The organism is Chryseobacterium sp. A321 (genome assembly GCF_054489265.1).
In genome coordinates this window covers 198372-225300 of the sequence record NZ_JBTMWZ010000001.1, presented here as the reverse complement: position 1 = coordinate 225300, position 26929 = coordinate 198372, and the positions used below count along the sequence as shown (strand labels likewise).

At 40.4% G+C, this 26929-nt stretch carries 28 protein-coding genes and 1 tRNA gene; 22 read left to right on the top strand and 7 right to left on the bottom strand.

What is annotated here, in order from left to right; genetic code table 11:
- Positions 1-21 precede the first annotated feature (21 nt).
- From ACX3PZ_RS01110 to ACX3PZ_RS01050, 13 genes are all read left to right on the top strand, one after another.
- Entirely contained in the window at positions 22-273 is a 252-nt protein-coding gene (locus ACX3PZ_RS01110; protein WP_459084646.1) for a hypothetical protein, read from the top strand.
- Positions 274-288: 15 nt separating this feature from the next.
- Positions 289-1218 (top strand): 1,2-phenylacetyl-CoA epoxidase subunit PaaA, encoded by a 930-nt coding sequence (paaA, locus tag ACX3PZ_RS01105; RefSeq protein ID WP_459111823.1) that lies wholly within the window; start codon positions 289-291, stop codon positions 1216-1218.
- Between the two features lie 27 nt (positions 1219-1245).
- Positions 1246-1527 (top strand): 1,2-phenylacetyl-CoA epoxidase subunit PaaB, encoded by a 282-nt coding sequence (gene paaB / locus ACX3PZ_RS01100; protein ID WP_459084644.1) that lies wholly within the window; start codon positions 1246-1248, stop codon positions 1525-1527.
- Positions 1528-1581: 54 nt separating this feature from the next.
- Positions 1582-2322: a 1,2-phenylacetyl-CoA epoxidase subunit PaaC gene (gene paaC / locus ACX3PZ_RS01095; protein ID WP_459111822.1), complete on the top strand. Its 741-nt coding sequence runs from the start codon at positions 1582-1584 to the stop codon at positions 2320-2322.
- 10 nt (positions 2323-2332) lie between these two features.
- On the top strand, positions 2333-2824 hold the full coding sequence (paaD, locus tag ACX3PZ_RS01090; RefSeq protein WP_459084642.1) for a 1,2-phenylacetyl-CoA epoxidase subunit PaaD: 492 nt from the start codon (positions 2333-2335) through the stop codon (positions 2822-2824).
- A gap of 61 nt (positions 2825-2885) precedes the next feature.
- Positions 2886-3686 (top strand): enoyl-CoA hydratase/isomerase family protein, encoded by an 801-nt coding sequence (locus ACX3PZ_RS01085; protein ID WP_459084641.1) that lies wholly within the window; start codon positions 2886-2888, stop codon positions 3684-3686.
- 9 nt (positions 3687-3695) lie between these two features.
- Positions 3696-4850: a 3-hydroxyacyl-CoA dehydrogenase NAD-binding domain-containing protein gene (locus ACX3PZ_RS01080; RefSeq protein WP_459084640.1), complete on the top strand. Its 1155-nt coding sequence runs from the start codon at positions 3696-3698 to the stop codon at positions 4848-4850.
- Between the two features lie 21 nt (positions 4851-4871).
- Positions 4872-5288: a PaaI family thioesterase gene (locus tag ACX3PZ_RS01075; protein ID WP_459084639.1), complete on the top strand. Its 417-nt coding sequence runs from the start codon at positions 4872-4874 to the stop codon at positions 5286-5288.
- 11 nt (positions 5289-5299) lie between these two features.
- Positions 5300-7807, top strand: a complete 2508-nt coding sequence (gene paaZ / locus ACX3PZ_RS01070) for a phenylacetic acid degradation bifunctional protein PaaZ (protein ID WP_459084638.1) — start codon at positions 5300-5302, stop codon at positions 7805-7807.
- A gap of 49 nt (positions 7808-7856) precedes the next feature.
- On the top strand, positions 7857-9107 hold the full coding sequence (locus ACX3PZ_RS01065; RefSeq protein ID WP_459084637.1) for a glycoside hydrolase family 5 protein: 1251 nt from the start codon (positions 7857-7859) through the stop codon (positions 9105-9107).
- A 4-nt stretch (positions 9108-9111) separates the two neighbouring features.
- Positions 9112-9885, top strand: a complete 774-nt coding sequence (locus ACX3PZ_RS01060) for an enoyl-CoA hydratase/isomerase family protein (protein WP_459111821.1) — start codon at positions 9112-9114, stop codon at positions 9883-9885.
- Between the two features lie 284 nt (positions 9886-10169).
- Positions 10170-10715 (top strand): hypothetical protein, encoded by a 546-nt coding sequence (locus tag ACX3PZ_RS01055; protein WP_459084634.1) that lies wholly within the window; start codon positions 10170-10172, stop codon positions 10713-10715.
- Positions 10716-10809: 94 nt separating this feature from the next.
- Positions 10810-11316 (top strand): hypothetical protein, encoded by a 507-nt coding sequence (locus ACX3PZ_RS01050; RefSeq protein WP_459084633.1) that lies wholly within the window; start codon positions 10810-10812, stop codon positions 11314-11316.
- A gap of 63 nt (positions 11317-11379) precedes the next feature.
- Here the strand turns inward: ACX3PZ_RS01050 and dtd are convergent, their stop codons facing one another.
- Positions 11380-11829: a D-aminoacyl-tRNA deacylase gene (gene dtd, locus ACX3PZ_RS01045; protein ID WP_459084632.1), complete on the bottom strand. Its 450-nt coding sequence runs from the start codon at positions 11827-11829 to the stop codon at positions 11380-11382.
- Positions 11830-11837: 8 nt separating this feature from the next.
- On the bottom strand, positions 11838-12302 hold the full coding sequence (locus ACX3PZ_RS01040) for a hypothetical protein (RefSeq protein ID WP_459111820.1): 465 nt from the start codon (positions 12300-12302) through the stop codon (positions 11838-11840).
- Positions 12303-12390: 88 nt separating this feature from the next.
- On the opposite strand from ACX3PZ_RS01040, the gene greA reads away from it, so the two are divergent.
- The 6 genes from greA (at position 12391) to ACX3PZ_RS01010 (ending at position 18104) form a co-directional block, all read left to right on the top strand.
- Positions 12391-12861 (top strand): transcription elongation factor GreA, encoded by a 471-nt coding sequence (greA, locus tag ACX3PZ_RS01035; RefSeq protein ID WP_459084630.1) that lies wholly within the window; start codon positions 12391-12393, stop codon positions 12859-12861.
- Between the two features lie 40 nt (positions 12862-12901).
- On the top strand, positions 12902-13291 hold the full coding sequence (locus ACX3PZ_RS01030) for an HIT family protein (protein WP_459111819.1): 390 nt from the start codon (positions 12902-12904) through the stop codon (positions 13289-13291).
- A 205-nt stretch (positions 13292-13496) separates the two neighbouring features.
- Positions 13497-14702, top strand: a complete 1206-nt coding sequence (gene clpX, locus ACX3PZ_RS01025) for an ATP-dependent Clp protease ATP-binding subunit ClpX (RefSeq protein WP_459084628.1) — start codon at positions 13497-13499, stop codon at positions 14700-14702.
- 81 nt (positions 14703-14783) lie between these two features.
- Positions 14784-16067, top strand: a complete 1284-nt coding sequence (locus ACX3PZ_RS01020) for a peroxiredoxin family protein (protein ID WP_459084627.1) — start codon at positions 14784-14786, stop codon at positions 16065-16067.
- 43 nt (positions 16068-16110) lie between these two features.
- Positions 16111-16184, top strand: a tRNA-Met gene (locus ACX3PZ_RS01015).
- A 570-nt stretch (positions 16185-16754) separates the two neighbouring features.
- Positions 16755-18104, top strand: a complete 1350-nt coding sequence (locus ACX3PZ_RS01010) for a S8 family serine peptidase (RefSeq protein ID WP_459084625.1) — start codon at positions 16755-16757, stop codon at positions 18102-18104.
- A gap of 548 nt (positions 18105-18652) precedes the next feature.
- On the opposite strand, the gene ACX3PZ_RS01005 is transcribed toward ACX3PZ_RS01010, so the two are convergent.
- The 5 genes from ACX3PZ_RS01005 to ACX3PZ_RS00985 are packed head-to-tail and all read right to left on the bottom strand — an operon-like array spanning position 18653 to position 23212.
- Positions 18653-19711 (bottom strand): DUF3810 domain-containing protein, encoded by a 1059-nt coding sequence (locus ACX3PZ_RS01005; RefSeq protein WP_459111818.1) that lies wholly within the window; start codon positions 19709-19711, stop codon positions 18653-18655.
- A 3-nt stretch (positions 19712-19714) separates the two neighbouring features.
- Positions 19715-20668 (bottom strand): ROK family protein, encoded by a 954-nt coding sequence (locus ACX3PZ_RS01000; RefSeq protein ID WP_459084623.1) that lies wholly within the window; start codon positions 20666-20668, stop codon positions 19715-19717.
- A 2-nt stretch (positions 20669-20670) separates the two neighbouring features.
- Positions 20671-21954 (bottom strand): MFS transporter, encoded by a 1284-nt coding sequence (locus tag ACX3PZ_RS00995; RefSeq protein WP_459084622.1) that lies wholly within the window; start codon positions 21952-21954, stop codon positions 20671-20673.
- A gap of 46 nt (positions 21955-22000) precedes the next feature.
- Entirely contained in the window at positions 22001-22726 is a 726-nt protein-coding gene (locus ACX3PZ_RS00990; protein WP_459084621.1) for a lysophospholipid acyltransferase family protein, read from the bottom strand.
- A 24-nt stretch (positions 22727-22750) separates the two neighbouring features.
- The gene (locus ACX3PZ_RS00985) at positions 22751-23212 is read right to left on the bottom strand and encodes a GtrA family protein (RefSeq protein WP_459111817.1); all 462 of its coding nucleotides are present in this window, start codon (positions 23210-23212) and stop codon (positions 22751-22753) included.
- A 217-nt stretch (positions 23213-23429) separates the two neighbouring features.
- Between ACX3PZ_RS00985 and ACX3PZ_RS00980 the strand changes: the two genes are divergently transcribed.
- From ACX3PZ_RS00980 to ACX3PZ_RS00970, 3 genes are read left to right on the top strand one after another with little or no spacing between them, the layout of a single operon-like run.
- Positions 23430-23678 carry a hypothetical protein gene (locus ACX3PZ_RS00980; protein ID WP_459084619.1) on the top strand — a complete coding sequence of 83 codons (249 nt, stop codon included), beginning with the start codon at positions 23430-23432 and terminating at the stop codon, positions 23676-23678.
- 53 nt (positions 23679-23731) lie between these two features.
- Positions 23732-24592, top strand: coding sequence for a BadF/BadG/BcrA/BcrD ATPase family protein (locus ACX3PZ_RS00975; RefSeq protein ID WP_459111816.1), 861 nt, complete (start codon positions 23732-23734; stop codon positions 24590-24592).
- Between the two features lie 31 nt (positions 24593-24623).
- Complete coding sequence (locus ACX3PZ_RS00970; protein WP_459111815.1) at positions 24624-26924, top strand: NADP-dependent malic enzyme; 2301 nt, start codon at positions 24624-24626, stop codon at positions 26922-26924.
- Positions 26925-26929: the final 5 nt, after the last annotated feature.

The following is a 26929-nucleotide window of genomic DNA, read 5'->3' as shown; positions in this document are numbered from 1 at the left end:
AACGATAAAAGAAGTCTAATCATGAGCGAGTGGAAATTTGCATCCCTAATTGAAGTGGATAAAGAATACAAAGTCGAGGGGTTGAATATTTGGAACCATTATTGGCATTGCACCGATAGAAAAATTGAAGTTTGGGGTCCTACCGAAGGGCAGCCTTACTTTTTTAATGAATACGAGATACGAGGAGATTACAAAACCATCACCTTTGTCGTGGGCGAGTTTGTCGACGGAAAATTGGGTTTGTACGTGAAGGACGATTGGAGTATCGCGTAATAAAATGAAACGAAGATGGATTTAGAACGATTTGTACATTATGTACAGGAAGAAAATAAAGTGGAACCCAAGGATGTCATGCCGGAAGATTATCGCAAATTACTCGTGCGGCAAATTTCGCAACATGCGCATTCGGAAGTGGTGGGAATGCTGCCAGAGGCCAATTGGATATCCCGGGCACCTAGCTTACGACGAAAAATGGCACTTTTGGCCAAAATTCAAGACGAGGCAGGTCATGGACTATATCTTTATGCAGCAAGCGAAACTCTAAACGATGGCTCCCTTCGAGCAGACAGGGATTCTACTTATTTGGACATGCTTAGTGGGAAAGCAAAATACTCGAGTATTTTTAATTATCCAACTTTAAGTTGGGCGGATATAGGCGCCATTGGTTGGCTGGTAGACGGTGCAGCCATCATGAATCAAGTCATGCTGATGGGGAATTCCTATGGTCCCTACGCAAGAGCCATGGTCAGGATTTGTAAGGAGGAATCTTTTCACCAAAGACAAGGCTATGAAATCTTAATGACTTTATGCCGAGGAACCAAGGAGCAAAAGCACATGGCCCAAGAGGCGCTGAATCGCTTTTGGTGGCCCGCGCTAATGATGTTTGGACCAAACGATAAGGATTCGACAAATTCACAAAAATCAATGAATTACCGCGTGAAACGCGAAAGCAACGATGATTTAAGGCAGCGTTTTGTCGATGTCACGGTGCCCCAGGCTGAATTCTTAGGTCTTGTGATTCCGGATCCGTCCCTTTCCCTAAACGAAGAGTCAGGGCATTATGAATTTTCTGAATTGCCTTGGGATGAATTTACGGAAGTCTTAATGGGCAATGGACCGTGCAACAAAAAGCGCCTAGAAACCAAACAAAAAGCATGGAATGAGAATGCGTGGCTGCGAGAAGCCGCGAGCGAGTTTTCAAAAAAGCAGAACAGCTAGTAATATCAATATTGAAAAAAGTTTACGATGAGTCAGTTAGATGTATGGGAAGTGTTTATTCAAACTAAGCCCGGACTTTCGCATAAACACGCCGGCACCGTACAGGCGGCAAGCGTGGAAATGGCATTGCAAAATGCGCGCGATGTATATACAAGAAGAAAAGAAGGGACTTCCCTATGGGTGGTTCCAAGTAAGTATGTTTTTACCAGTGAAGGCGTAGACAAAGAATCCTTTTTCGATCCTGCAGACGATAAATTATACCGTCATCCGACCTTTTATCAAATCCCGAACGATGTAAAAAACATGTAATTACGTAAGAATGAGGGATTTTAACCCTTCGAATTCTTACGCTAAATGAAAACAATGAAGAACTATTTATTAAAGCTTGCAGACGATACCCTTATCATGGGACAAAGACTCGCCGAATGGTGTGGGAAGGGTCCCTATTTGGAAGAGGACATTGCCCTGACAAATATTGCCCTGGACTATTTAGGACAAAGCAATCATCTTTACTCGTACGCGTCGGAACTCAATGGAAACGGAAAGACTCCGGATGACCTCGCTTTTTTGAGATATGAGAACCAGTATCTAAACGCTCAGTTCGTAGAGCTTCCCAATGGCGACTACGCACAAACGATTTTGAAGGTTTATTTTTTTGCTCTGTATCAGAAAGAACTCTATACGGCTCTTTTGTCAAGCGAAGACGCCAGCTTAGCTGGAATCGCTGAGAAATCCCTGAAAGAAGTCCGCTACCATTATTCTCACGCCCGTATGTGGCTCGAGATTATGCAACAGGGAACCTCAGAAAGTAAGAAACGATTGGCTCAGGCGCTAGAGAATCTTTGGGAATATACGGGAGGACTGTTTGATGAGACGCAAGGAGAACAAAATCTTTCTGATTTGAACTTAGCGGCCGATCGCCACAAATTGAAATCCAATTGGTCGCTTGAACTTGCTAAGGATTTTAGTACATTGGGACTGGAGGTTCCGGAGAATGAATTTATGCAAAAAGGAAGTCGGAAGGGAGTCCATACGGAGCATTTCGGCTATATCTTATGTGAACTCCAATACATGCAAAGAGCCTATCCGGGTTGTGAATGGTAATCCACCTTAAATGAAGTTTGAATCCATGAAGATGACGCCCCAACATATTACGACTCTACTTGAGGAGATTCCAGATCCAGAAATTCCGGTGATTAGTATTGTCGATCTGGGAATCGTTCGGCGCGTTTCAATTTCCTCGGACACGCACGTAGAAATAGAGATTACCCCCACCTATTCCGCCTGTCCAGCGATGTTTACCATTAAGGAGGATATTGAAGCTTTGTTTAAGTGTCATGGAATCTTAGCGGAGGTGAAAAATGTCATCTCGCCCGCTTGGACTACGGATTGGATTAGCGACCGAGGACGAGAAAAATTATTAGAATATGGAATTCTTCCACCTGAAAAAGGAGCTGAATTATCTCATTTGCATACAAGCAAACCTTGTCCAAGATGCTCTTCGAGAAATACCGAGCAACTCAGTCGATATGGATCGACCTTGTGCAAAGCGACCTATCAATGTTTAGATTGCTTAGAGCCATTTGATTATTTTAAATGCCATTAGCGAGACCTTGTACGGGATCGGATTCCTTCAAGTTGAGCTACAAATATTAAATTTCATTACTATGACATTTTCACAAATTAGAACTGAGACTCATTTTGAAGGGAAGCTTTTGCTTTTGGTCTTAGACCAGCCGCAAAGCTATAACAGTCTTACCATGCAAATGCTTCAAGAACTTAAGCATGCGGTCCAAGAAGCCAGCAAAAGCGATCAGATTCGTTGCATTGCCGTCAAGGGAGAGGGAAAAGCATTTTGTGCTGGGCAAAACTTAAAAGAAGCATTAAGTTTTGGTGACATAAAAAACGAAAGAAGCGTTCAGCGCTTTATAATTGAATATTACAATCCACTTGTCAAAGAAATTGCGCAGTGCAAAAAGCCGATTGTGGCTCTTGTGGATGGTGCTGCCGTAGGTGCTGGAGCCAGTTTGTCTATCCTATGTGATTTTTCACTTTGTAGCAAAGCGGCCTATTTTTCCTTTGCTTTTGTGAAAATCGGGTTAATACCCGATACAGCAGCCACCTATTATTTGCCCAAACTGGTAGGTCCACAGATGGCTAGTTATTTAGCCTTTACAGGTAAAAAAATAGATGCAGATTACGCACTTAGCTTAGGGCTCACACAAGAAGTTTTTGAAGAGGACGAGTTTGAACTGAAATCCATGGAAATTTTAGAGTCCCTTTGCAATCTTCCAACCAAAGCAATTGGGCTTACAAAAAAGGCATTTCATGAATCCTTTGAGAATAAATTAAAAGAACAATTAGACGTAGAGGGTATTTTGCAACAAGTCGCGGCCGAGTCCGAGGATTTTAGTGAAGGAGTCAACGCATTTATAAACAAAAGAGAACCTGATTTTAAAGGAAGGTAAAAGGTAAGAATGAGGAAATTTGAAAAAGTGGGCGTCGTCGGCGCAGGGGCCATGGGAATTGGAATTGTACAGGTAGCTCTTGCCGCAGGGAGTAAAGTTTTTATGTACGACACGAGTCCAGATCAAATGCAAAAATCCATCGAAGGATTGGATCGTCAATTAGGCCGTATGGTCGAAAAAGGCAAGCTAGAAGAAGAGAGCAAAAAGCAAATGCTCCAAAGACTTCAGCAAGTATCTGAATTGTCCGAATTAAAATCTTGTGACCTGATCATCGAAGCGATTGTGGAGAATGCGCAGATCAAAAAAGAAGTTTTCAAAACACTGGAACATGAAGTGGCTACCTCCTGCATACTCGCAAGCAATACCTCCTCGATTTCCATTACCTCCTTAAGTTCGGTTTTGCAACATCCAGAGAGGTTTGTAGGTATCCATTTTTTCAACCCTGCTCCTCTAATGCCACTCGTGGAAATTATACCGGGTTTACTAACCGAGCCCACGCTAGCGGATGAGCTCGTTGAGACCTTAAGAAGTTGGGGGAAGGAGCCTGTGATTGCAAAAGATCTTCCGGGTTTCATTGTCAACCGCATTGCAAGACCTTTTTACGGAGAGGCCCTTCGCCTTGTGGAAGAAAACCTCGCAACGCCAGAGGAAATCGACTTTGTTATGAAGTCCAAAGGAGGATTTCGAATGGGACCTTTTGAACTGATGGATTTAATCGGGATTGATGTGAATTTTGCCGTGACGCAAAGTGTTTATCAGGATTTCTTTTACGATCCAAAATACAAACCCTCACTCTTGCAACAGCGCATGAGTGAAGCCAAGCGCTTAGGTCGCAAAACAGGAAGAGGCTTTTATTCATATCCACGAGAAGAGTCTTCATCGACCCTAAGTCTGGAGGGCTCAAAGGCAGAGGCTATCTTTCTTCGCATTTTGTCCATGCTCGTAAATGAAGCCCTTGAAGCCAAGCGTCTTCAAGTAGCAAGCGATGAAGATTTGGAACTGGCTATGCTTCGCGGCGTGAACTATCCCAAAGGACTCCTCGCTTGGGGAAAAGAAATTGGGTATAAAACCTTGCACGATACTCTTAATCAATTGTACATTCGGTATCAAGAAGAACGTTACCGTTCGAGTCCCTTGCTTCAAGATCTTGCAAAATTACACTAACACTTACTTACACTTTTCACTATGTCAAGTTCATTAGAAAATGCTACGAAAATGCTCGCTCAAGATTTCTTTTCCCAATGGTTGGGGATTGAACTCCTAGAAGTGCGAGATCATTATTGCCTACTTGAAATGCCAATTCGAAGCGAGATGATTAACGGACTTCGTACCGTGCATGGAGGCGTTACTTTTTCTCTTGCTGACAGTGCTCTTGCTCTTTCGTCCAACAATTTGAACGAAGCAAGTGTTGCACTTAGTTGCCATATTAATTTTACGCAACAAGTAAAGCTCGGGGATGTGCTTAGAGCAGAAAGTAGGCAAATTCACGAAACAAGAAAGACGGGTATCTATGAAATTGAAGTAAAAAACCAAAACCAAGTACTCGTGGCGAGTTTTCGAGGAACCGTGTATAAAATTGGAAAGAAAGTTTCAGAATTATAAGAAGAGAAAAAATGAAATTAAAAAATTATATCAAAGACCAATGGGTTGAGGGAGCAGGCGAAGGTATTGAACTTCTTAGCGCTGTGGATGGTGAATTAATCGCAATTTCCGATACGGATGGGATTGATTTTGAAGAGGCCTTGGAGTTTTCACGCCATGCCGGATACCGAAATTTGTCTCGATTAAGTTTTTACCAAAGAGGAGAAATGCTGAAAAAGATTGCAATCTATCTTTTGGATCGCAAGAAAAAGTATTATGAACTGTCCTACAAGACCGGAGCCACCCATGCGGATTCTTGGGTAGACATTGAAGGCGGTATTGGAACCTTTTTCACCTATTCAGGACTTGCAAAGAGAATGCTGCCCAATACACCTTTTTGGGTAGATGGAGAAGTGCAAAAGACTTCTGCCAATGGGACTCATTTAGGAACCCATATTTTAACTCCAAGTGAAGGGGTTTCGGTTCAGATCAATGCGTACAATTTCCCCGTTTGGGGAATGCTGGAAAAACTCTCAACTTCTCTTTTGGCGGGAGTTCCGAGTGTAGTAAAACCTGCAACACCGGGTTGTTATTTAACCCATGCGGTTTTCTCAGATATAATTGAAAGTGGAGTCCTCCCTAAGGGAGCCTTGCAGCTCGTTTGTGGAGAGCCGGGTGCTATTTTAGAGCATGTTCAAGACGGAGACAGTGTTCTCTTTACGGGATCCGCCTCGACTGGGAAATACCTAAAGACTCTGCCGAGTATCTCTAGGCAGGCGGTAAGGTTTAATATGGAGGCCGATAGTTTAAATTGTTCGGTTCTTGGTTTGGACGCACAAGTAGGAACTCCAGAGTTTGAATTGTTTATTAAAGAGGTTCAAAGAGAAATGACGACCAAGGCCGGTCAAAAATGTACGGCCGTGAGACGGATTTTAGTTCCTGAGGAGCAACTTAAGTCCGTTCAAGAAGCCCTTACTCAGTCTCTCGATCGAGTCAAAATTGGAAACCCTCTGAACCGAGAAACGAGAATGGGAGCCCTAGTTGGAAAAGAGCAAAGACGCGAGGTTGAATCTCGAATTGAGCTCTTAAAAGAAAAAACAGAATTAATCTATGACGGAAAGCACAGTTTGCTAGATGCTGATTTTGATACGGGTGCATTTATGACCCCGAAAGTTTTCCTTAATGTAGATCCTTTTACAAATACGATTTCCCATGAAGTAGAAGCCTTTGGACCGGTTTCAACCCTCATGCCTTACAAGGATATCGACGAGGCGGTATCGCTAGCGAAAATGGGAAAAGGTAGTTTGGTGGGTTCCGTGGTCTCTCATAGCGAATCTTTTGTTAGTGAGATGGCTGTAAAAATGGCTTCGTCCCATGGACGAATCTATGTTTTGGATCGGGACAATGCAAAAGAGGCGACCGGACACGGATCTCCGCTTCCGACACTAAACCATGGAGGACCGGGCCGAGCGGGAGGAGGAGAAGAACTAGGAGGTTTGAATGGACTCCACTTTTTCCTTCAAAAAACGGCAATTCAAGGATCTCCGGATATGCTTCGTGCAATTACCAAAATCCATGCACCAGGAGCAAAACGAATGATGAGCGACAAGCATCCCTTTCAAAACTATTTTGAAGAGGTTCAGATTGGCGATTCTTTAGAAACTCAGGGCCGAACTGTGACTCAGGCCGATATTGTCAATTTTGCAAACGTATCCTGGGATCATTTTTACGCTCATACGGATCAAACAAGTTTGAGCGGAACGATCTTCGATCAAACCGTGGCGCACGGGTATTTTATTTTATCTGCAGCAGCAGGACTTTTCGTATCAGGGAAAAAAGGGCCGGTCATTGCCAATTATGGACTTGAGAATGCAAATTTCTTTAAGCCGGTGTACGCAGGAGATACCATCCAAGTGTATTTGACGGCTAAAGAAAAGGTTAACAGAGGCGTAAAAGGCCGAAATGTTCCGTCAGGAGTCGTTAAATGGCTTGTGGAAGTCGTGAATCAAAGAGAGGAAGTTGTTTGTGTAGCCACAATTTTAACTTTGGTGGCCAAAAAATCGCCGTTTGTTTCTCTGAATCGCGATGCAATCAAAGAGTTACTATCGGGTCTTTCTCCAGAGCGTGAGCCTTTATGGGGGGAAATGAAAGCCCAGCACATGTTAGAACATCTGGAAGAATTTTTAAGAATGTCAACCGGTGAAATTATAGCAGGAGATACGTCAGAATCCGAGGAAATGATTGAGGAGTTAAGAGATTGGCTTTACCGATTTAGTCCGATTCGTAAAGGCCTTAAATACCCGGGACTTCCACCAGAAGGTCTTGCTGAATTGAAATACAAAAACCTAGAACAGGCTAAAGAGAAATTTATGGAGGCTTTTACGGCGTATCAAATTTATTACAAAGAAAATCCTCAGGCGGAAAAGGGGCATCCGAAATTTGGACTCCTTAATAAGGAAATGTGGGAGCTTTTCCATCAAAAGCATTTCACTCATCATTTTTCCCAATTTGGACTCATTCCTGAAATTGAAATTCTATAGTCTCATTTTGAGAAATAAGTTATATATTACGTCTTAAATCAATTTATTTATGACTCAATCGATCACTTTTAAAGCTTACTTAGTTAGTTTCCTTTTGTGTTTTTGTTTTGCAGCTGCGCAGAAACCCTCGCTTAAAACCAACTACATTTATGTAGATGGGCAGAATTTGTATACACCAGACCATCAGAAGTTTTTAATTCAAGGAACCAATGTGGGAAACTGGCTGAACCCAGAAGGCTATATGTTTTTCTTTGAACAAGTGTCTTCTTACCGCCTAATTAATCAGGCCTTTAGTGAAATGGTAGGTCCTGAATTCACGAAAGAATTTTGGCTAAAATTCAAAAAGAATTACATCACTCAAGAGGATATTAAATACATTAAATCCACAGGAATGAATACCGTTCGTGTGCCCTTCCATTACAAGCAATTTACCGACGAGGATTATCTGGGACTGACGGGGAAGCAAGATGGTTTTGAAATTTTGGATGAGGTAATCCAATGGTGCAAGCAAAATGACCTCTATGTAATTTTAGATATGCACGTGGCTCCAGGGGGACAAACAGGAGATAATATAGACGATAGTTACGGGTATCCTTGGTTGTTTACTGAAAAAGCGTATCAAGATCAATTCGTAGACATCTGGAAGCAAATTGCCGCACGCTACCAAAACGAGACCAGCATTCTGGGCTATGATTTATTAAATGAACCTATTGCCCATTACTTCGAAAAGGATTATGGAGTCTTGAACACGGCGCTTGAACCTCTATACAAAAGAGCCGCTGCAGAAATTAGAAAAGTGGATAAGAACCATATTTTAATTCTGGGAGGCGCTCAGTGGAACAGTAATTTTTCAGTTTTTAAAGATTGGAAGTTTGACCGCAATTTAGTGTATACGCCCCATCGTTATTGGAGTGGAACGGACAAGAAAGACATTCAGGATTTTCTTGATTTCAGAGAGAAAGTGAACTTGCCCATGTTTATGGGAGAGACCGGAGAGAACACAGACGAATGGGTAGAGAAATTTCGAATCACACTTGAAGAGAACAATATAGGATGGACGTTTTGGCCCTATAAAAAGATGGTTCCCAAAGCAGGGATGGTGTACATTCCAAAACCGAAAGACTGGGACTTGATCGTAGAGTACACGAAAAAAGACAGAAGTTCCTTTGAGAAAATTCGCGAGGCAAGACCTGACCAAGAAAAGGTGAAAGCAGCGCTTAACGAACTTCTCGAGAATATGAAATTTAAAAATAACGTAAAACTGGAGGGCTATACTAAAGCACTCGGGATGAAACCCTAGAAACATGAAGCAAGAACCAAAAGGAACCGTTGAGGTTGAAATCAAAAATTCAATTGCCACAATTACATTTGCCACTGAGAAAAGCAACTCCTTACCTGGAGAGATTCTGCAAAACCTAGCCGAGGAAGTTTTAGAAGCAGCGTCCAAAAAGGAGGTAAAGGCAATATTGATTCAATCGGGGGGAGAGAAAGCATTTTGTGCAGGGGCTAGTTTTGAAGACCTACTTGCCGTGGAGGACTTAGAAAGTTCAAAACGGTTCTTCGAAGGATTTGCTAAAGTCCTTGATGCGATGCGTAGTTGCGGGAAAATCACGGTGGTTCGTGTGCAAGGAAAAACCACAGGGGGTGGTGTAGGCATCGCTTGTGGAGCTGATTATTGTTTTGCCACGAAACAGGCAAGTTTTGCTCTGACCGAAATCAATTTGGGAATTGGACCTTTTGTGATTGGACCTTATGTGGAAAGAAAAATAGGGAAGTCCCAGTTTGCTGCGATGGCGATTGATGCAGAATTTCGAGATGCGCAGTGGGGACTCTTGCATGGTGTTTACCACAAGATCTTCGATACGATCGAGCAAATGGATATGCATCTGAAAGGATTTTTAGAAACTTTAGCCTCTCGAAGCCCAGAGGCACTTTCGTTAATCAAGAAAGTTTCCTGGGAAAATACTGAGCATTTTAAAGACTTAACGCCTGAGCGGGTTCAGATGAGCGCTTCTTTAATCCTAGAACCCAGCGCTAAACAAAGTATCGAAGCCATTAAGATGCGTTTAAGAAAATAGACATAAACCCAATAGAGGCCAACCTATTATGTACAAGGAGTTAACGCATAAACGCTAGAAAGTTTAAAGCTCATTTTAATTGCAATTAAAATGAGCTTTTTTATAAATTAAATTCTTCTCTCTTCTTAATATGCTCTGTGCCAATCGGGTTGTAAGGAAAAGAAGGAATTTGATGCGTACGCATTAGATTGGAACAATTTTAGTTGTATCTTATTTAAGACCTATTTCAGTGTCCTCTCATGGGGGCTGTTTAGGGAGAAGTAGTCAACTAATCAAGTGAGAGAATGAAGAAATTTTGGATAGTAATTCCCATTTTCCTTTGGTCCTGTACCAAAGAATCAAAAATTGAAAGCACTTCTACTATGAAGGTAGATTCCACATCCATTTCGGACTCGGCTCAGGTTGAGGATTCGCTTTTAAAATTACCCGATTCTATTGTGAACAAGGCAGACGATGTACAGAGAGTTCTAGCAACGGGAGTCAATAGAGAGGAAACAGATCGACAAATAATTCGTTCTGCGGATGCGAAAATGCTTCCTTTTACAATAGGGGATCAAATTAAAAATGACAACCAACAGTTTGTTTTAAAACTAGCCCATATGCCTAAAGGCAAATTGAAAGTTCAGATTCAGACAAAAGAGAAGGATATGAACATTCGAGTCAACCAAGTTCGGTATCCTGACGGAACCCTCGATGGTCCTTTTGGACGGACAGCGGAGCTCGAAATTGCTAGTGAAGGTGAGGTTTGGTTAATGGTAGGAAAAAGCAATATGGCTTCTAGTTCACCACAAGGGAATTTTACAATTCACGTGGAGAACGAAACTCCCTAGAGGTTCAAATTTATAAAGAGGAGTGGCCCTTATTTTTTAGCTTTGTGCCGTTTTTTACTTTATTTTTGTATTTAATATTAAAAACATTTTTGTTATGAAATCATCTATTATATCCGCACTTGTAATCAGCGCAACTTTGGTGAGTTGCTCAACGGTTTCCTCGGTGCTGCAGAATACGCTGCCTTTTAATTCTTCTTTTACAGTCTCTAAAGGGTCCCCAGTGGCAACTCAGTTGTCGGCAGTAGGGGCAGGAACTGGACTGAACCAAATTATGGGAGTGAGTCAGAATGTAAAAGACATTCGTGCCAATACAGCAAAAGTCTCTGTCTCCGCCGGAGATCAGGGGATGGGAGTGTTTAAATCCGTCTCCGTTTATTTAATTTCTGGCAACAAAGAAGTATTGGTAGCTTCAAGAGATCAGATCTCTGACAATATTGGAACGACCTTAAGCCTTGATATTGCCAATAAGAATTTAGATGCGATTATGAAATCGGGTGGAACCATTCAACAAAGAATTGTGTATGTACTGAAAAGCAGTCCTACAAGTGATTTGAACATGAAGAGCTCACTTACCTTTAGCAGTGTTCCCGTAACGAACTAAGATTTTAGATGTTAATCGAAAGAAGCAGCCCCCACATTTTGGGGGCTGCTTCGTATTTAAAGATTATTGTTTTGTTTTCGAATCCATGACAATGGTCACTGGGCCGTCATTGAGCAGAGATACCTTCATGTCTGCACCAAATTCTCCGCTTTCAATTTTGAGCCCCGTTTTCTCTAGCTCGGATTGGAAATAGGCGAAGAGGGGTTTAGCAAGTGGAGGTTTCGCAGCATTAATAAAGGAAGGACGATTGCCTTTTTTGTATTCAGCGATGAGTGTGAATTGGCTCACACACAGGATTTCTCCCTCGATTTGTAAAATAGAGAGATTCATAAGGCCTTGGTCATCTGAAAAGATCCTCAAGTTTTTAATTTTGTTGACAAGATAATCCGCATCCTTTTCATTGTCAGATTCATCAATACCTACCAAAAGTAGAAGTCCTTGTTTAATGGCACCAATAATCTGATCGTTAACTTTCACTTCTGCATGGGAGACTCTTTGTATGACGATTTTCATTTTACAATTTAATTAAATAAGGTTAAGGATTCGTTGTCTGCATTGTATTGGTATCGGTATAATTTAGGATATACACTGGTTCCGGATAGGGGTTCGGCTGAAAATAAATTCCACTGTGCATGGTCTGCGGGACAAAGCAATTTGGAATTGTCCTCCACCACGAGCGTGGTGTGGTTCCCCGGACAAATATGGGGTGGATTTCGGTCGTAAACTCTAAATCCCCCGCTCGTTTTTACGACAATTAATCCACTACTTCCGGATTGCTGTTCATTAACATATACCCATCCTCCCACATTTCTTAGCGTTTGATAATTGGGGTGGTTTAGGCTAATGGTGACTTGAATGGTCGCACTCGGAAAGCAAGGGATTGGGTTCTCTGAATCTCTACAAGACTGCAGAACTAATAAACTGATAATCAGAAATGAGATCCCTTTAAATCTGATTTTGATTCTTGGAATTAGAAAAAAATACATTATATTTGTTCTTTAATACGAATGAAAAATATTGTCCGGGCTAGATGGTCGGATAATTTTTTTTTATCATTTTCAAAAATATAAAATTATGGCAACATACGTTACAAAAGAAGGCTTGAATAAAATGAAGGTAGAGCTGGAACAGTTAGAAAGTGTTGAAAGACCACGTGTTACGCAACAAATAGCGGAAGCGCGTGATAAAGGAGATTTGTCCGAAAATGCAGAATACGATGCAGCCAAAGAAGCGCAAGGCATGCTCGAGATGAAAATCTCAAAATTGAAAGACTTAATCGTTAGTTCAAAAGTTATTGACGAGACCCAATTAGATACCTCAAAGGTTTCCATTCTAACAACGGTTCGCTTATTCAATAAAGCGACGAAGAAAGAACAAAAATTCACCTTCGTGCCGGATAACGAAAGTGACCTAAAAACAGGTCGTATTTCGGTAAGTACACCGATTGCCAAAGGACTTTTAGGAAAGAAAGTGGGTGAAAGCGCACTGATTCAATTGCCAAATGGCAACGAACTTTCATTTGAGGTTTTAGAAATTACTTTGTAAATTGTAGCCTCAAAACGAATTTTAGGCTTAAGATCATTTTATGAGTTCCATTTTCACCAAGATAATCAACCGCGAAATTCCTGCCTACATTGTGGCAGAAGATGAGCATCACATTGCATTTTTAGATGCCATGCCACTTGTTGAAGGTCATACCTTAGTCATTCCTAAAAAAGAGGTCGATTTGATCTTTGATCTGGACAGCGAAAGTTATAAGGCTCTATGGAGTTTTTCTCAAGAGGTTGCAAAAAAAGTAGGCAAGGCAATTGACTGCGTACGAGTAGGAGTAGCGGTGGTTGGACTTGAAGTTCCCCACGCGCATATTCATTTAGTACCTTTGAATCAAATGTCCGATCTAAATTTCATGAACGAAAGGTTGCAATTATCTGCGGAGCAATACAAAAAGATTCAACAGCAAATTAAAGAAGCTTAATACAGATCGCTTCTCGATTAATTTCTAGGAAATCAAGCGAAATTTAGTTTCGAGAACCGAGTCTGGTTGTGGAATGCAGTCGGACGAGAAACAAAAACAAGGCGAGGCGTTGCTCTAGTGAGTCTAGGACCCTTGATGCCACACTCATTGAAAAACTCAGGGGGTAGGCAGTTCACACAACTAATCTTAAATAGATATAAAATTAATGAACCCGAACCAATGTTCATTCTGTGGAAGAAAACGAAGTGAAGTCCAAGTGCTAATTGCAGGACAAGATGGTTATATATGTGAAAGCTGTATTGAACAGGCCCATTCTATTGTAAAGGAGTCGGTTCATGGTGGCGGGACTTTTTCCACGACGAGTCTCGACGACTTAAAAAAACCAAAAGAAATCAAACTGTTTTTAGATCAATACGTAATTGGGCAAGACCAAGCGAAAAAGCAGCTTTCCATTGCCGTGTACAACCATTACAAAAGATTGCTCCATGCTGAGCAAAAGGACCGTGAGGTTGAGATCGAGAAGTCTAATATTATTATGGTTGGCGAAACAGGGACTGGAAAAACCCTATTGGCAAAAACCATTGCAAAAGAACTAAACGTTCCTTTTTGTATTGTGGATGCCACCATCCTTACAGAAGCAGGATATGTGGGAGAAGACATCGAGAGTATACTATCTAGATTACTAATGGTAGCGGATTACGATGTAGAAAAAGCAGAGAAAGGAATTGTGTTTATCGATGAGATTGATAAAATTGCAAGAAAATCAGACAATGCAAGCATCACTCGTGATGTTTCTGGTGAAGGCGTCCAACAGGGTCTGTTAAAGTTACTAGAGGGTAGTATTGTGAATGTACCGCCGCAAGGGGGTAGAAAGCATCCGGATCAAAAGTACATCCAAATCAATACTCAAAATATACTGTTTATTGCGGGAGGTGCGTTTGATGGAATTAAAGACATTATTGAAAGGCGACTTAATAAACAAGCGATTGGGTTTAGTTTGGATAAGCTTTCCAAATCAGAGGAAGATGAATATATTTTAAGTCAATTGACTGCTCTAGATTTAAGACGTTTCGGTCTGATTCCTGAACTTCTGGGTCGATTCCCTATCATTACGAATTTGGATAAACTTACCAAAGAAACAATGATTCGAATCATGAAAGAACCAAAAAGTTCCATTGTGAATCAATATGTAGAACTATTTAAAATGGACGGTATCGCTTTAGACTTTACAGACGGTGCTATAGAGCGCATCGTGGAGGAAACCATGGAGAAGGGACTCGGAGCGAGAGGACTTCGCGGAACGACAGAAAAAGTGTTAGAAGACTATATGTTCTCTATTGGCGAGCAAAAAACAATCAAATTGACCAAAAGCAACGTCCTTAAAGAAAAACCAGCTCGAAAGAAAGCCTAGAGAAATATCTACGCCTATTTATTTTTAGCTCATCTATTAAACTTACGGAGGAATCCGTAAGTTTTTTTGTATTTTTAACCCATGAAACAATTTGGATTACTCGTTGCTATTTTTGCGACTTCAATAGCCTATGGGCAATTTAATGTGAAAGTAAGCGCAAGTGGAGACTTTGCGCCTAAAGAAGCCTATTTTTACACAGTCAATGGCTCAAAAGATGTCCTCGTTTCCAAAGTAGTAAAAAGCGGAAATAACTGGATTCTTAAGTATCCGAACCACTATGTAGGAATGATGAAGGCCTATTTTCCAGAGATTAATTTTACCTTGAATTTTATTTCTGAGAATAAGGACGTGAGTATGAATTTGGATCCTGTGAAAGGACGCCTTCCCCAAGTTGTTTATGAAGACGCGCCTAACCAAGCGATGAGTCAAATTCTTAATTACCAGCGCAAGATCGAAAGTATTCTGCCGGCTCTTCTCCAAATGCAAGGGTTTTACACTTCGAATGAACCATTTTATAAGGCCATTAGTAGCGAAATTATCACCCTTTCGAAAGGGAAACCGGATGTAACGAATTTTCCATTCGTAAATTATTATTCAGAGAATTATGATCGATATGTGGACGATGCTCCTCAAGAAGGGAAAGCGGATGCGCAGCAGATTGTTCAGTTTTTTGTCAACTCAAATGAACTACTCGAAACTTCCACTTTAATGCGTCCCGTGCTTGTTAATTATTTGAATCTGTTTGATGCAAAGGGTGCAGAGAAAGCAATTGATGATTTATTAGCTGCACTTGATATTGAAAGCCCAAGAGGCCAAACGGTCCTATCCGAAGTGATTGATATCTTTGGAGCCTACAATATGCTAGATATGAAAGAAGTGTTTTTGGCGAAGGCGAAAAATCTGAAATGTACTTTGAATGAAAGACTTTCCTCTACACTTGAAATCAACCAAAATACAGCGATTGGGTCTGTAATGGAAGACTATAAATTTAATTCCCCGACGCATACCCAGGCAAAATCGATTCACGATTTAAAAGCAAAAAGGAAAGTAATTGTCTTTTGGTCCTCGAGTTGCCAGCATTGTGAAACCGATCTTCCTAAATTTATACCTTATTATAAGAAGTTCCAAGAGAATAATTTTGAAATCATTGGACTTTCACTTGACACAGAAGACAAAGCCTACCAGTCAAGAGCCACAGCTTATCCATGGGTAAACGATACAGAATTAAGAGGATGGTACAGTAGTTTTGCGGAAAAATACAATGTTTCTGCAACGCCAACTTACTTTGTATTAGACGAAAACAATAAGATAATTGGTAAGCCTGATTACGCGATGGATGTTGTTGAATTTTTAGGGGTAAATTAGTTTGCGATTTTTCAAAATATGCTTATATTTGCACCACTCAAATGGCGAGGTAGCTCAGTTGGTTAGAGCGCAGGATTCATAACCCTGAGGTCACGGGTTCAATTCCCGTCTTCGCTACTTAAAAGGACAATTGGAATTGATTTTCACTTGTCCTTTTTTTTTGAAGTGAATTTTTAGTACAAATTAAATTTTACAGGGAATTACAGAGTTTTACGTATCTGGAGTAAACTCTGGAGCGCTTTTAGCATAAATTTTCGCTTACCTCTTTTGCTATTTCGATGCCTACCGATACACGCTGGCTAGTTTAGGCAAACGCTCCGCGGTATTGTTTTTCATATCCAACATTTCTCAATTTCAAATTAGCCTTCAAATCACAGTCTCTTACAAACGATCCCTTTCGTTACCATTTCTATTTATTTCAATTGATTTTCACAAAACATCTCAGCAAAGATTAGGATTTGTAGATTATTTTTTTTGTAAGTAAGTTGTACTAAAATTATCAATTTTACTATCCATAATTTTAATTAAGCTTATTATTGTAATTTAGATCGATATTGGATTTAGTAATTCCTACTTAGAACAATTACGTAATCATTAACTAATTTGTAAATTCATTAGTAATTATTATTCATTTTAAAATTTAAAGTGCTACTATTGCATACACAAACCTCAAAATAATTTAATGATATGAAAAACAAAGCATCACTTTTAATGCTCTCCACTGCTCTGCTAGTGGGCTGTACAACTGAACGTGAGGAGCAAAATCCTATGCCTTTGGATGCATCATCCAGCGCCAAAGTTCTGGACGCACCGACAGGAAACGTTGTTGATAATTCAAGTCGCCCAATTGCGGGACAGTACATTGTCGTGCTTCATGATGGAGTGCTTAACAAAAGTGGAATTTCCTTTGCGAAATCGAAAAATGAAAAACGAGCCAATTACCTTCAAAAAACGGGAGAACTCACCGCTAGTATGAAGAAAAGTAATGGGCTGAAATTAGGAATTGACAACGGTAAAATCACCACGTCATTCGGTTACGCACTCGAAGGTTTTGTTGCAAAAAACTTAACTGATGCTGAAGTTCAATCCTTAAGAAATGACCCACGTGTAAAAAGCGTTGAGCAAGATTATCTAATTGCCCTTGGAAAGCCAACTAAACCTGGAGGTGGCGAAACAACACCGACCGGTCAAGAAACGCCATGGGGGATTACCCGTATTGGAGGTTTCGGTGATGGCACCGGGAAAACGGCTTGGGTAATCGATTCTGGGATCGATTTAGACCACCCAGATCTAAACGTGGACACAAATCGAAGCGTATCGTTCACTGGGGATAATGATCCGAACGACGGGAACGGTCACGGCACTCACGTGGCTGGAACCATCGCTGCACTAAATAACAATATTGGAGTCGTGGGTGTCGCCGCAGGGGCAAATGTCGTAGCTCTTAAGGTGCTTGGAAATGACGGAAGTGGAAGTTTCTCATGGACGGTCCAAGCTTTGGATTTTGTAGCCGCAAGCGGATCGGCCGGTGATGTGATTAACATGAGCTTAGGGCCAAATTCACGGTACACTGATAATGCGGTGGACAATGCTACCGTAAATGTAGCTTCAAAAGGAATTAAAGTTGCAATCGCTGCCGGGAACAGCTATGACGACGCCAACTACTATTCTCCAGCCAGAGCCACACACGCCAACATTTACACAATTTCGGCCAGCACGCCGAACGATTACTGGGCTTACTTCTCAAACTACGGTACAGTAGTAGATTACGCAGCACCGGGGTACAACATCAAATCCACTTGGTTAAACGGCAGCTACAATACCATTAGTGGGACTTCGATGGCCTCTCCTCACGCTGCAGGAATGCTTTTATTAGGCACACCAAAAGCAGGAGGTGCGGTTAAATCAGCCTATTGGGAATATACCAAAAAAGGAGGAGGGACCTTAACGGGTAACTATTCTGGAACGAATACATATTCTCTATCAATTTACCGAGGGGACCAAGACGGTAAAATAGATCAAATCATGGTACGATAACATTCATATTAATTCTAGAGAAGGGAGATGGCTTTAGGCCATCTCCCTTTATTTATAATCTACGAAGGCAATTGTTTCAATATTACAACGTGGAATCTTGAATTTGAAGAGTCCATCACTGCAATTAACAGGCAGCTTGAATATTTGAACTTTTGGTTTTAGCCAATATATATACCGTATAGATCCTCTGCGAAATGGACTACTAAACTAAATTCTTCAGAATTGTAAAATCGTTTTTGATCCGATTGGGTTGTTAATCCCAAATCTCCTTTTCTGTATTGGCTTAAAGTAATTCACTAAGTTGTTCTAAAAGTGACATTTAATAATAATTCTACTGTCAAATACACTGGAGGATGCTTATTGAACAGGCGTCATAGAGCGGAACTCAGTGCAATATGGAATTTCTAAAATAATTTATTAAAATATTGTAAACTGAAAATATTTTATTATCTTTACCTCGCTTTTGAAGGCTAGTCTAGAGAAAGCAATAAATTTTTTTTCATCATTTGTGTTTTTAGAATCGTATCGTAAGGTACGATTCTTTTGTTTTAGGGCTCTAGGCTCCTGTACTTCACTAGGAGATTTAGGAAGTAACTGTAGGTGATTCGTCCTTCTTGCTGGTTTGATTTTAGAAATAGATCGTTGGTCCATTGAAAGAAATCATCCGAGATTCCTTCGTGTTCAACATTGAATTTATTAGCCGCATCGGCGTCTCTTCGCATACCCTCAGAATACATTTTGATTTTTTCTTCAACAAATTTAGGATCGTGGGAAGAAAGACTCCAAAGCAGATTGCGTAGCACGAAATAATTAGTACTGTATTTTAAATCCAAATTTTTTGAATCACGCCCTAGTAGGTAACCAACGAAATTTGCTTCTTGCTCACGGGCGTAGCCTAGTTGGTGTGCACTTTCATGCGCAAGAGTAAAGGGAATCGTGGTGTTCGGAAGTTTGGCGTTGTACTGCGCTTCCGCTGTAAAAGGATTGTAATAACCAAGGATACCGGTATAACTCATTAGTGAACCAAATAAGCTTGGCTTGAAAAGGAGAACATTAGTAGGATCTTTGGTGGGTAAGATGGCAGGAAGAACTCTTTGTTTGCTTAGAATTTCAATTTGGATGGAGTGGAGGTTGGTTATTTTAAAAACGCCTGAGCTATCTTCACTTACTTGATTTCGTAGATCCACGCATTTTTCTAAGTACTCGTTTGCCAACTGTTTTAATTCGGTCACGGTGGGCTCAGAAAGTTCACTATCACTATAGATAGGCTTTTGAAAATAAAGTTGTCCCCAAAAGATCTGGTAAATTAAATAGAGGCAATTCAGTAAGAGTAATAGCCGAGAAAAGGTTTGGATCCTTGATTCTTTCGAAAAGAGCTTACTTATTAGATAGAATAGATAAATTCCTAGCAATATATAAAGGACATCTCCTAAGGAAAAGGGAAAGACATTGAAGAGCCACTGGTGACCTTCTTTTTGCCATTCGAAAAGTTCGTGCACTACGCCATTTGCCCAACTAACCTGAGATAAGGTATAGAACAAAAGAAATTGGGCTAGTAAAGTACTGGCCCAAATTCGTATTGATCTATATTTTGCTTTGGTCTGCATTGCTTACCACACGAGAGCACTTGCCCCCAAAATGGCGGCGTCTGCTTCATTTAAATTGCTTAATTCAATTCGTACTTTGTTTTTAAATACTTGCAGTAAATTGTCTTCCATTGCCTGTTTAGTAGGTTGAAGTAGCAGGTCTCCCGCTTTGGTTAGTCCTCCGAAAAGAACAATGACTTCCGGTGCTGAAAACAAAATAAAAGTAGCTAAAGCTTCTCCCAGAATGGTTCCAGTGAAATGGAATACTTCATTTGCGAGTTCATCTCCTTGCTCTGCACATTTAAAAACGGCCTCGCTCGTAAGATCGTCCATCGAGTAGCTTCTTAAAATGCTAGGCTTTTCGGGATGATCCTGTAGCATTTGAATGGTTGTATCTCTTACACCAGTGGCAGAAGCGTACGCTTCGAGAGAGCCTCGGAGTCCTGTGCCTTTGTGAAGTCTGCCGTTGTTTCGGACAATTACGTGTCCCAGTTCTCCGGCAAATCCATTATGACCCAAAACGATTTTCCCATCAATCACGATCCCACTACCGACACCTGTGCCAAGGGTTATAGAAATAAAGTTCTTACATCCTTTGGTAGCTCCGTATTGCATTTCTCCAACGGCTGCTGCGTTGGCATCGTTTGTCATTTTTGTGCTGAGTCCAAATTTAGCTTTTAGGAGTTCCGCCATGGGAATAATGCCTTTCCATTTTAGATTGGCGGCATATTCGATGGTACCTGCATAATAATTTGCATTAGGAGCTCCCATGCCGATACCGACAAAGTTATCGACGCCTCCATGCTTCTCAATCATAGGTTCAAGTTTTGAGGCTAAATCCTCAATGAACCCATCCACACTTTCACGGGCGTTGGTCTTGATTCGATCTTGCACCAAGATTTTTCCTTTGCGATCTACAATACCAAATTTGGTATTGGTTCCTCCCACATCGATTCCAATTGCGTATTGTGCTTTCATACTTAGTTTGCTTTAACCACAGTGTTAATTTCGGTGTTCACGTTTTTAGATCCCACAAGAGCATAGAATAAGATGTATCCCAGTGCAATTACGGCGAGCCAGTAGCTGGATGGAAAGCTCCCTGTGGTGTCTACAAGATATCCTTGCACGTAAGGCAGTACTCCACCTCCAAAAACCATCATCATAAAGAGACCGGAACCTTTTGCGGTGTATTTCCCAAGACCTTTGGTTGCAAGGTTGAAAATGCCTGGCCACATAACGGAAAGAAATAGACCGCAAAGTATTATTAGTAAGATGCTCACTGGAACTTCAGTCATTACGAACGACCCTGTTGCGCTTGAAAAAGCAGGAAGTAGGGCTTTGGTTTCTGTGCCTAGGAAGATTGATAGTGTTAAAAAGCTAATGGCCAGTAAGGAAACTGTGGTTAGCATTTGCTTACTGGAAAATATTTTTCCTAATGCTCCTCCAATTAATCGACCAACAAGCATTAATAGCCAGTAGGTCCCAACGATAGAGCCAGCTACACCTGCGTCAAAATTAAGGCCATTAATTAAGTAGTTTAAGGTTGTATTTGAGATAGAAACTTCCACTCCTACATATAGGAAAATCGCTAGCATTCCAAGAATGAAGTGACGGAAGGAGAGTGGACTATGTGAATCTTTTTCTTTGTTCCCTTCCACAATGTGAGGCTCTGGAATTCGTACAGCGCTTAAAACCACAAATACAAGCAAGAAAATCCCCATGGAAAGGTAAAGCAGTGGATTGGCATCGGCGATTTTTGGAGACACGACATTTCCTAAAACGATTCCTCCTAGCATAGGAGCAAGCGTTCCACCCAGAGAGTTGGTAGCACCACCAAAATTCAAACGCTGATTTGCGCCTTCTTCAGATCCTAAAACGGAAAGCATAGGGTTCACTACAGCATTTAATAGACACATCGAAAATCCGGAAATAAATGCACCAAATAAATACAAGTAAAAATTTTCTGCAGTTCCTGCTAAGAAAAGGATGAGAACTCCTGTGAATCCAATTCCTAATGCCGTCATTGCTGTTTTTTTATAGCCGAAACGTTCAAGCATAGTTCCTGCGGGAACCCCCATAAATAGATAGGCCAAGAAGACCATGGCATTGGCCAGCTGAGATTGTGCGTTGCTAAGTGTGAATTGTCCTTTCAAAATTTCAGCCATTGGGTTTTGCAAACCGGTAACGAAGGAAATGATGAAAAATAACAAGAACATCATAATTATAGGCAATGTATAATTAGGACGGGTAGTGTTTGAGTTCATAGTATTCTTTTTAATTAATTGAAACAAATATAATTAAATATTTGTCTTATTTGGAGGCCAACAAGGTTTTTTTTATCTCACTATGAGACATTAATTTGAGTTCAGATACCGAATGGTTCGGATTTAGAATTTCGTTTCTTACAATATGGATTTTCCCGGGGTACCCTTTGTTCCAAGCAAACGGAAAATGATCTCCTAGTTTTAAGAAGGTATAGACCACAATGGGAAACTTATGTTTCGTGGAAAGAACAAAGGCTCCATCTTTAAACGTGTCAAGAATCACATTAGGGTCCTCAGAGACGCCCCCTTCAGGAAAGATAACAATGTTCTGTCCATGGTTCATTTTTTGAGCTGCTTTTTGAAAGACGGCAGCTCTACTTCTTGGTGAATTTCGATCCACCAGGATACAGATGCGCTTATAGATGATGCTAAATAGTGGAATTTTGGCAAGTTCCGCTTTGCCTATAAAACAAACAGGGTGCTTGGGGTGCAAAATAACCATCAGCAAAACATCCATAATAGAGGTGTGGTTGGAAATGAAAATATAGTGCTCCTTGTCACTAAGCTTCTGCTGCGTTTTCGATATGAGCTTGTAAGAAAACCCCATTCCATAAAATACAATGTGGCACCAAAGTCTAATAAACTTGTAAGCATATTTGAAATGAGACTCCCTAAGGGAAAGTAAAAGAACCGGAATCCCAAGAATCAAAATGAACAGGAAAGAAAGGAAGATAAACCAAAGTCTCCATAGGACATTTGCGATTGTTTTCATTTAGTAAAATTTAAATAGGACTCTTTAACCCTTAAATACAATCCTTTTCTTAACGGAGTAATTTAGAATGGAAACCAAAATGATTGCAGATATTTTGCTGAGCATTTCCGCACTAAATGTAAAGAAACCCAAATTAAACGATTCGTTTTGATAAATGAAATTGTAAAACAGCTGGAACACAAGTAAACTCAGGAGCATGGTAAGGACTGAAATGGCCATGAAGTACAAAAACTCACGAGATTTCGAATGCTTTCCTCTTGTAAATACGAACCAGATACTGAAGAAATAATTAGAGACAATCCCAAGGGTGGTAGAAAAAAGATTACTGAGAGGATAACTGATTCCCTTAAAATTAGTTTCCTGCACAAACACTTTGGGTAGCTCCACACTAAAAAGTTTAAAAGAGCTGATTTCAATTAAGGCGCTTAGTGCACCTGCTACCATGAAAAACACAATTTGTTTATGCGATAGAATGAATTGCTTCATAGAGATATTTGTAATGTGCCAAATTTAAAACAAATGTTAAAGAAAGATAAATTTAACACAAAATATTTTTCCTATTCAAAATTAAATATATCTTTATTCTATAATTGAGATATCCTATTTTGCTAAAAACAAGTAGGTTATCCTTGAATTTAAAGCTCTATAAAGGGATCTATACCTTTTAAATAGACCTTGTTTTAACCCTTCAATCGGCATTATCATGAACAATACACCGTCGTACAGAAAATTTAAGCCGCAACAAAAGCGCATCGAAGAGTTAGAAAAATCTTCCCCTCGTTTTAAGCGTATTTATTCCGAGTTCCAAATTATGTCTGAAGAACTGTGGAATTTAGAGACTGCCGAAGGTCCAAGTGTTCCCGATGATTTTGTAAATGCTGTGAAGTTACAAACTTCCTATTTAGAAGATGAAATCGACGATTGGTTAATTGATCGAGCTTTGGAAGAGTAGGGCTACTTTCTTACAAATTTTTCCTAATTTAGCCTCTTGTAAATTTTTTAACTATGATTGTTATTGTTGACGGAGGTTCTACAAAATGCGATTGGGTACTTTTAGATGATAAAGGAGACCTTTTTGCCAAGACCGAAACGATCGGTTTCAATCCTAATATTATTGATTCTTCGCAGATTCCTCAGGAACTTTTAAAAAATGAACTTCTCCATGAACATCGTTTTAGGGTTAAGCATTTGTTTTTCTATGGATCCGGCTGTGGCGTAGAACAAAACCGTCAAAAAGTGTCGGAGGCCTTTTCTACGGTCTTCACAAATTCGAAACTACATGTGAAGGAGGATTTAACGGCTGCTGCCTATGCTGCCTATAACGGTTCGCCTGCGATAGTTTGTATTTTAGGAACAGGATCAAATGCTTGTTATTTTGATGGAGAAATCATAAAAAGAGAGCTGCCCTCGCTTGGATTTTTGATCGGCGATGAAGGGAGTGGGTGTGCACTAGGAAAGATTTTAGTAAGAAATTACTTTATGAAAAAAATGCCAGAGGAACTGCGTAAAGAATTTCAAGCACAATACAATTTGGATATAGAATCTCTAATTGCAAATATGTATCATAGCCCTAGAGCGAATGCTTATCTTGCAGAGTTCAGTAAATTTATTGTGCCTAGGAAGAATCATCCCTATTTACAGCATTTGGTTTATGAGGAACTAAAAAACTATCTAGAGTATCAAGTGATCCCGTACGAGGAGAGCAAAACATCAGAAATTAATTTTATAGGATCCATTGCGTATTACTACGAAGATATTTTAAGAGCGGCCGCAGCAGATCTTCATTTAAATGTTGGAAAAATCGTACAAAAGCCCATCGAAAGTCTGGTAGATTACCATCGAGAATACATTCTACCTGAATTATAAAGAATACTTAATATTATATAAATACAGAAACATGCCAACCAATACACAGCGCGACGAAAAGAATTTTAATCAAGCAGCGCTCGATTACCATAAAGCAGAACCCAAAGGGAAAATAGAAGTGATTCCTTCTAAGCCCCATTCTTCAGCTCGTGATTTGTCTCTTGCCTACTCACCAGGGGTAGCTATCCCATGTCTAGAAATAGAAAAGAACCCGCAAACCGTTTATGATTACACAGGCAAAGGAAACCTTGTTGCTGTTATTTCCAATGGGACGGCAGTTCTTGGTCTAGGTGATATTGGAGCAGAGGCCTCCAAACCGGTGATGGAAGGGAAGGGTTTACTTTTTAAAATTTTCGCGGATATTAACGTGTTTGATATTGAGATTGATGAAAAGGATCCAGACAAGTTTATCGAAATTGTGAAAGGAATTGCTCCGACATTCGGAGGAATTAACCTAGAGGATATCAAAGCGCCTGAAGCTTTTTATATTGAACAACGTCTAAAGGAAGAATTAAATATTCCTTTAATGCACGACGACCAACACGGAACGGCTATTATTTCAGCTGCTGCACTTCTAAATGCATTAGAACTTGCAGAGAAATCCATTGAAACCGTGAAAATGGTAGTGAACGGTGCAGGTGCTGCGGCAATTGCTTGTTCGAAACTCTATGTGGCTTTAGGTCTTAAGAAAGAAAACATTCTTATGTGCGACAGCAAAGGGGTGATAAATGAAAGGAGAGACAATTTAACACCAGAAAAACTAGATTTTGTGGCTAAGACAGATCGAAATACTCTGGAAGAAGCCTTGAACGGTGCCGATGTGTTTGTCGGACTTTCCAAAGGAAACGTAATGACACCGGAGATGTTATTGTCTATGGCAGAAAATCCTATTGTTTTTGGACTTGCAAATCCAACTCCTGAAATAGATTATAACCTTGCGATTGAGACAAGAAAGGATGTGATCATGGCGACGGGTCGTAGCGATTACCCTAATCAAGTTAACAATGTTCTTGGATTTCCCTATATATTTAGAGGGGCTCTCGATGTGCAATCGAGTTGTATCAACGAGGAGATGAAGCTGGCCGCCGTAAAAGCCATTGCAGATTTAGCAAAGGAATCGGTACCCGAAGCTGTTGTCTTAGCTTACAACTTGACCAATTTGCAGTTTGGGCGTGAATATTTCATTCCGAAGCCTTTTGACAACCGTCTTATAACCAAAGTTTCTGTGGCTGTAGCCAAAGCGGCGATGGAAAGTGGGGTAGCTGCAAAACCGATTGTGGACTTTGATGAGTACGAAAATAGATTGTTAGACCGAATGGGTAGAGATGAGCGCCTAATTCGAATGATGCAGAATAGAGCCAGATCGAACCCGAAAAGAGTCACTTTAGGAAATGCAGAGGAATACAATGTACTTAAAGCAGCACAGATTCTATACGAAGAAGGAATTGCAAAACCGATACTTTTGGGTGATAAGAAATACATTTTAACTCAGATGGAAAAATTCGGCATTAATCTGGATTTACCAATTGTAGATCCATCGGATGCAGACCAAGAAGAAAACCGAAAAAGATACCGCGAGACCCTTTGGAAACTTCGTCAAAGAAAAGGTATGAATGAATACAAAGCAAAACGACTCGTTAGGCAACGTGATTATTTTGGTCCTTTAATGCTTACCCATGGAGATACCGATGCTTTAATTGTGGGCTTTTCTAAAAATTACTCCTCTAATATTAGACCTATACTTCAGGTGGTCGAAAAAGAAAGTGGTGTCAATAAGATTGCCTCTATGATGATGATTCTTACAGGAAAGAAAACCCCTATGTTTTTTGCAGACACGTCAATTACTCCGAATCCAAGTGCTGAAGATTTAGTGAATATTGCGAAAATGTCGGAAATAACAGTGAAATCATTTGCGATCGAACCGCGTATTGCCATGCTTGCATATGAGAATTTCTCAGGCGTTTCTGAAACTTCGAAAAAAGTGGCTAAAGCAGTGAGCATTTTGCACGAAAAATTTCCTAAAATGATTGTGGACGGAGAGATCCAACCTGATTTCGCGATGAATGCAGACCATTTAGCAGATTATCCCTTCTCTAAACTCGGGACTACACCAGCCAATACTTTTGTTTTCCCTAATTTGGAGAGTGCGAACCTATCTTATAAGATTATAAGAGGGATGAACAAAGCACAAGTCGTAGGCCCAATCTTGATGGGACTTAAACAACCGGTGCATGTGGTTCAGATGAGATCAAGTGTCGAGGAAATTGTAAACCTAGCAACCGTGGCTGTATTAGATGCGCAACGACGAGAAGAACAGAGCAAAACGAAATAAGAAAA

What these genes read in the sequence shown, in the direction of transcription:
- ACX3PZ_RS01110 (WP_459084646.1), top strand. Translation starts at nt 22, where the DNA reads ATGAGCGAGTGGAAATTTGCATCCCTAATTGAAGTGGATAAAGAATAC.
- paaA (WP_459111823.1), top strand. Translation starts at nt 289, where the DNA reads ATGGATTTAGAACGATTTGTACATTATGTACAGGAAGAAAATAAAGTG.
- paaB (WP_459084644.1), top strand. Translation starts at nt 1,246, where the DNA reads ATGAGTCAGTTAGATGTATGGGAAGTGTTTATTCAAACTAAGCCCGGA.
- paaC (WP_459111822.1), top strand. Translation starts at nt 1,582, where the DNA reads ATGAAGAACTATTTATTAAAGCTTGCAGACGATACCCTTATCATGGGA.
- paaD (WP_459084642.1), top strand. Translation starts at nt 2,333, where the DNA reads ATGAAGTTTGAATCCATGAAGATGACGCCCCAACATATTACGACTCTA.
- ACX3PZ_RS01085 (WP_459084641.1), top strand. Translation starts at nt 2,886, where the DNA reads ATGACATTTTCACAAATTAGAACTGAGACTCATTTTGAAGGGAAGCTT.
- ACX3PZ_RS01080 (WP_459084640.1), top strand. Translation starts at nt 3,696, where the DNA reads ATGAGGAAATTTGAAAAAGTGGGCGTCGTCGGCGCAGGGGCCATGGGA.
- ACX3PZ_RS01075 (WP_459084639.1), top strand. Translation starts at nt 4,872, where the DNA reads ATGTCAAGTTCATTAGAAAATGCTACGAAAATGCTCGCTCAAGATTTC.
- paaZ (WP_459084638.1), top strand. Translation starts at nt 5,300, where the DNA reads ATGAAATTAAAAAATTATATCAAAGACCAATGGGTTGAGGGAGCAGGC.
- ACX3PZ_RS01065 (WP_459084637.1), top strand. Translation starts at nt 7,857, where the DNA reads ATGACTCAATCGATCACTTTTAAAGCTTACTTAGTTAGTTTCCTTTTG.
- ACX3PZ_RS01060 (WP_459111821.1), top strand. Translation starts at nt 9,112, where the DNA reads ATGAAGCAAGAACCAAAAGGAACCGTTGAGGTTGAAATCAAAAATTCA.
- ACX3PZ_RS01055 (WP_459084634.1), top strand. Translation starts at nt 10,170, where the DNA reads ATGAAGAAATTTTGGATAGTAATTCCCATTTTCCTTTGGTCCTGTACC.
- ACX3PZ_RS01050 (WP_459084633.1), top strand. Translation starts at nt 10,810, where the DNA reads ATGAAATCATCTATTATATCCGCACTTGTAATCAGCGCAACTTTGGTG.
- dtd (WP_459084632.1), bottom strand. Translation starts at nt 11,829, where the DNA reads ATGAAAATCGTCATACAAAGAGTCTCCCATGCAGAAGTGAAAGTTAAC.
- ACX3PZ_RS01040 (WP_459111820.1), bottom strand. Translation starts at nt 12,302, where the DNA reads ATGTATTTTTTTCTAATTCCAAGAATCAAAATCAGATTTAAAGGGATC.
- greA (WP_459084630.1), top strand. Translation starts at nt 12,391, where the DNA reads ATGGCAACATACGTTACAAAAGAAGGCTTGAATAAAATGAAGGTAGAG.
- ACX3PZ_RS01030 (WP_459111819.1), top strand. Translation starts at nt 12,902, where the DNA reads ATGAGTTCCATTTTCACCAAGATAATCAACCGCGAAATTCCTGCCTAC.
- clpX (WP_459084628.1), top strand. Translation starts at nt 13,497, where the DNA reads ATGAACCCGAACCAATGTTCATTCTGTGGAAGAAAACGAAGTGAAGTC.
- ACX3PZ_RS01020 (WP_459084627.1), top strand. Translation starts at nt 14,784, where the DNA reads ATGAAACAATTTGGATTACTCGTTGCTATTTTTGCGACTTCAATAGCC.
- ACX3PZ_RS01010 (WP_459084625.1), top strand. Translation starts at nt 16,755, where the DNA reads ATGAAAAACAAAGCATCACTTTTAATGCTCTCCACTGCTCTGCTAGTG.
- ACX3PZ_RS01005 (WP_459111818.1), bottom strand. Translation starts at nt 19,711, where the DNA reads ATGCAGACCAAAGCAAAATATAGATCAATACGAATTTGGGCCAGTACT.
- ACX3PZ_RS01000 (WP_459084623.1), bottom strand. Translation starts at nt 20,668, where the DNA reads ATGAAAGCACAATACGCAATTGGAATCGATGTGGGAGGAACCAATACC.
- ACX3PZ_RS00995 (WP_459084622.1), bottom strand. Translation starts at nt 21,954, where the DNA reads ATGAACTCAAACACTACCCGTCCTAATTATACATTGCCTATAATTATG.
- ACX3PZ_RS00990 (WP_459084621.1), bottom strand. Translation starts at nt 22,726, where the DNA reads ATGAAAACAATCGCAAATGTCCTATGGAGACTTTGGTTTATCTTCCTT.
- ACX3PZ_RS00985 (WP_459111817.1), bottom strand. Translation starts at nt 23,212, where the DNA reads ATGAAGCAATTCATTCTATCGCATAAACAAATTGTGTTTTTCATGGTA.
- ACX3PZ_RS00980 (WP_459084619.1), top strand. Translation starts at nt 23,430, where the DNA reads ATGAACAATACACCGTCGTACAGAAAATTTAAGCCGCAACAAAAGCGC.
- ACX3PZ_RS00975 (WP_459111816.1), top strand. Translation starts at nt 23,732, where the DNA reads ATGATTGTTATTGTTGACGGAGGTTCTACAAAATGCGATTGGGTACTT.
- ACX3PZ_RS00970 (WP_459111815.1), top strand. Translation starts at nt 24,624, where the DNA reads ATGCCAACCAATACACAGCGCGACGAAAAGAATTTTAATCAAGCAGCG.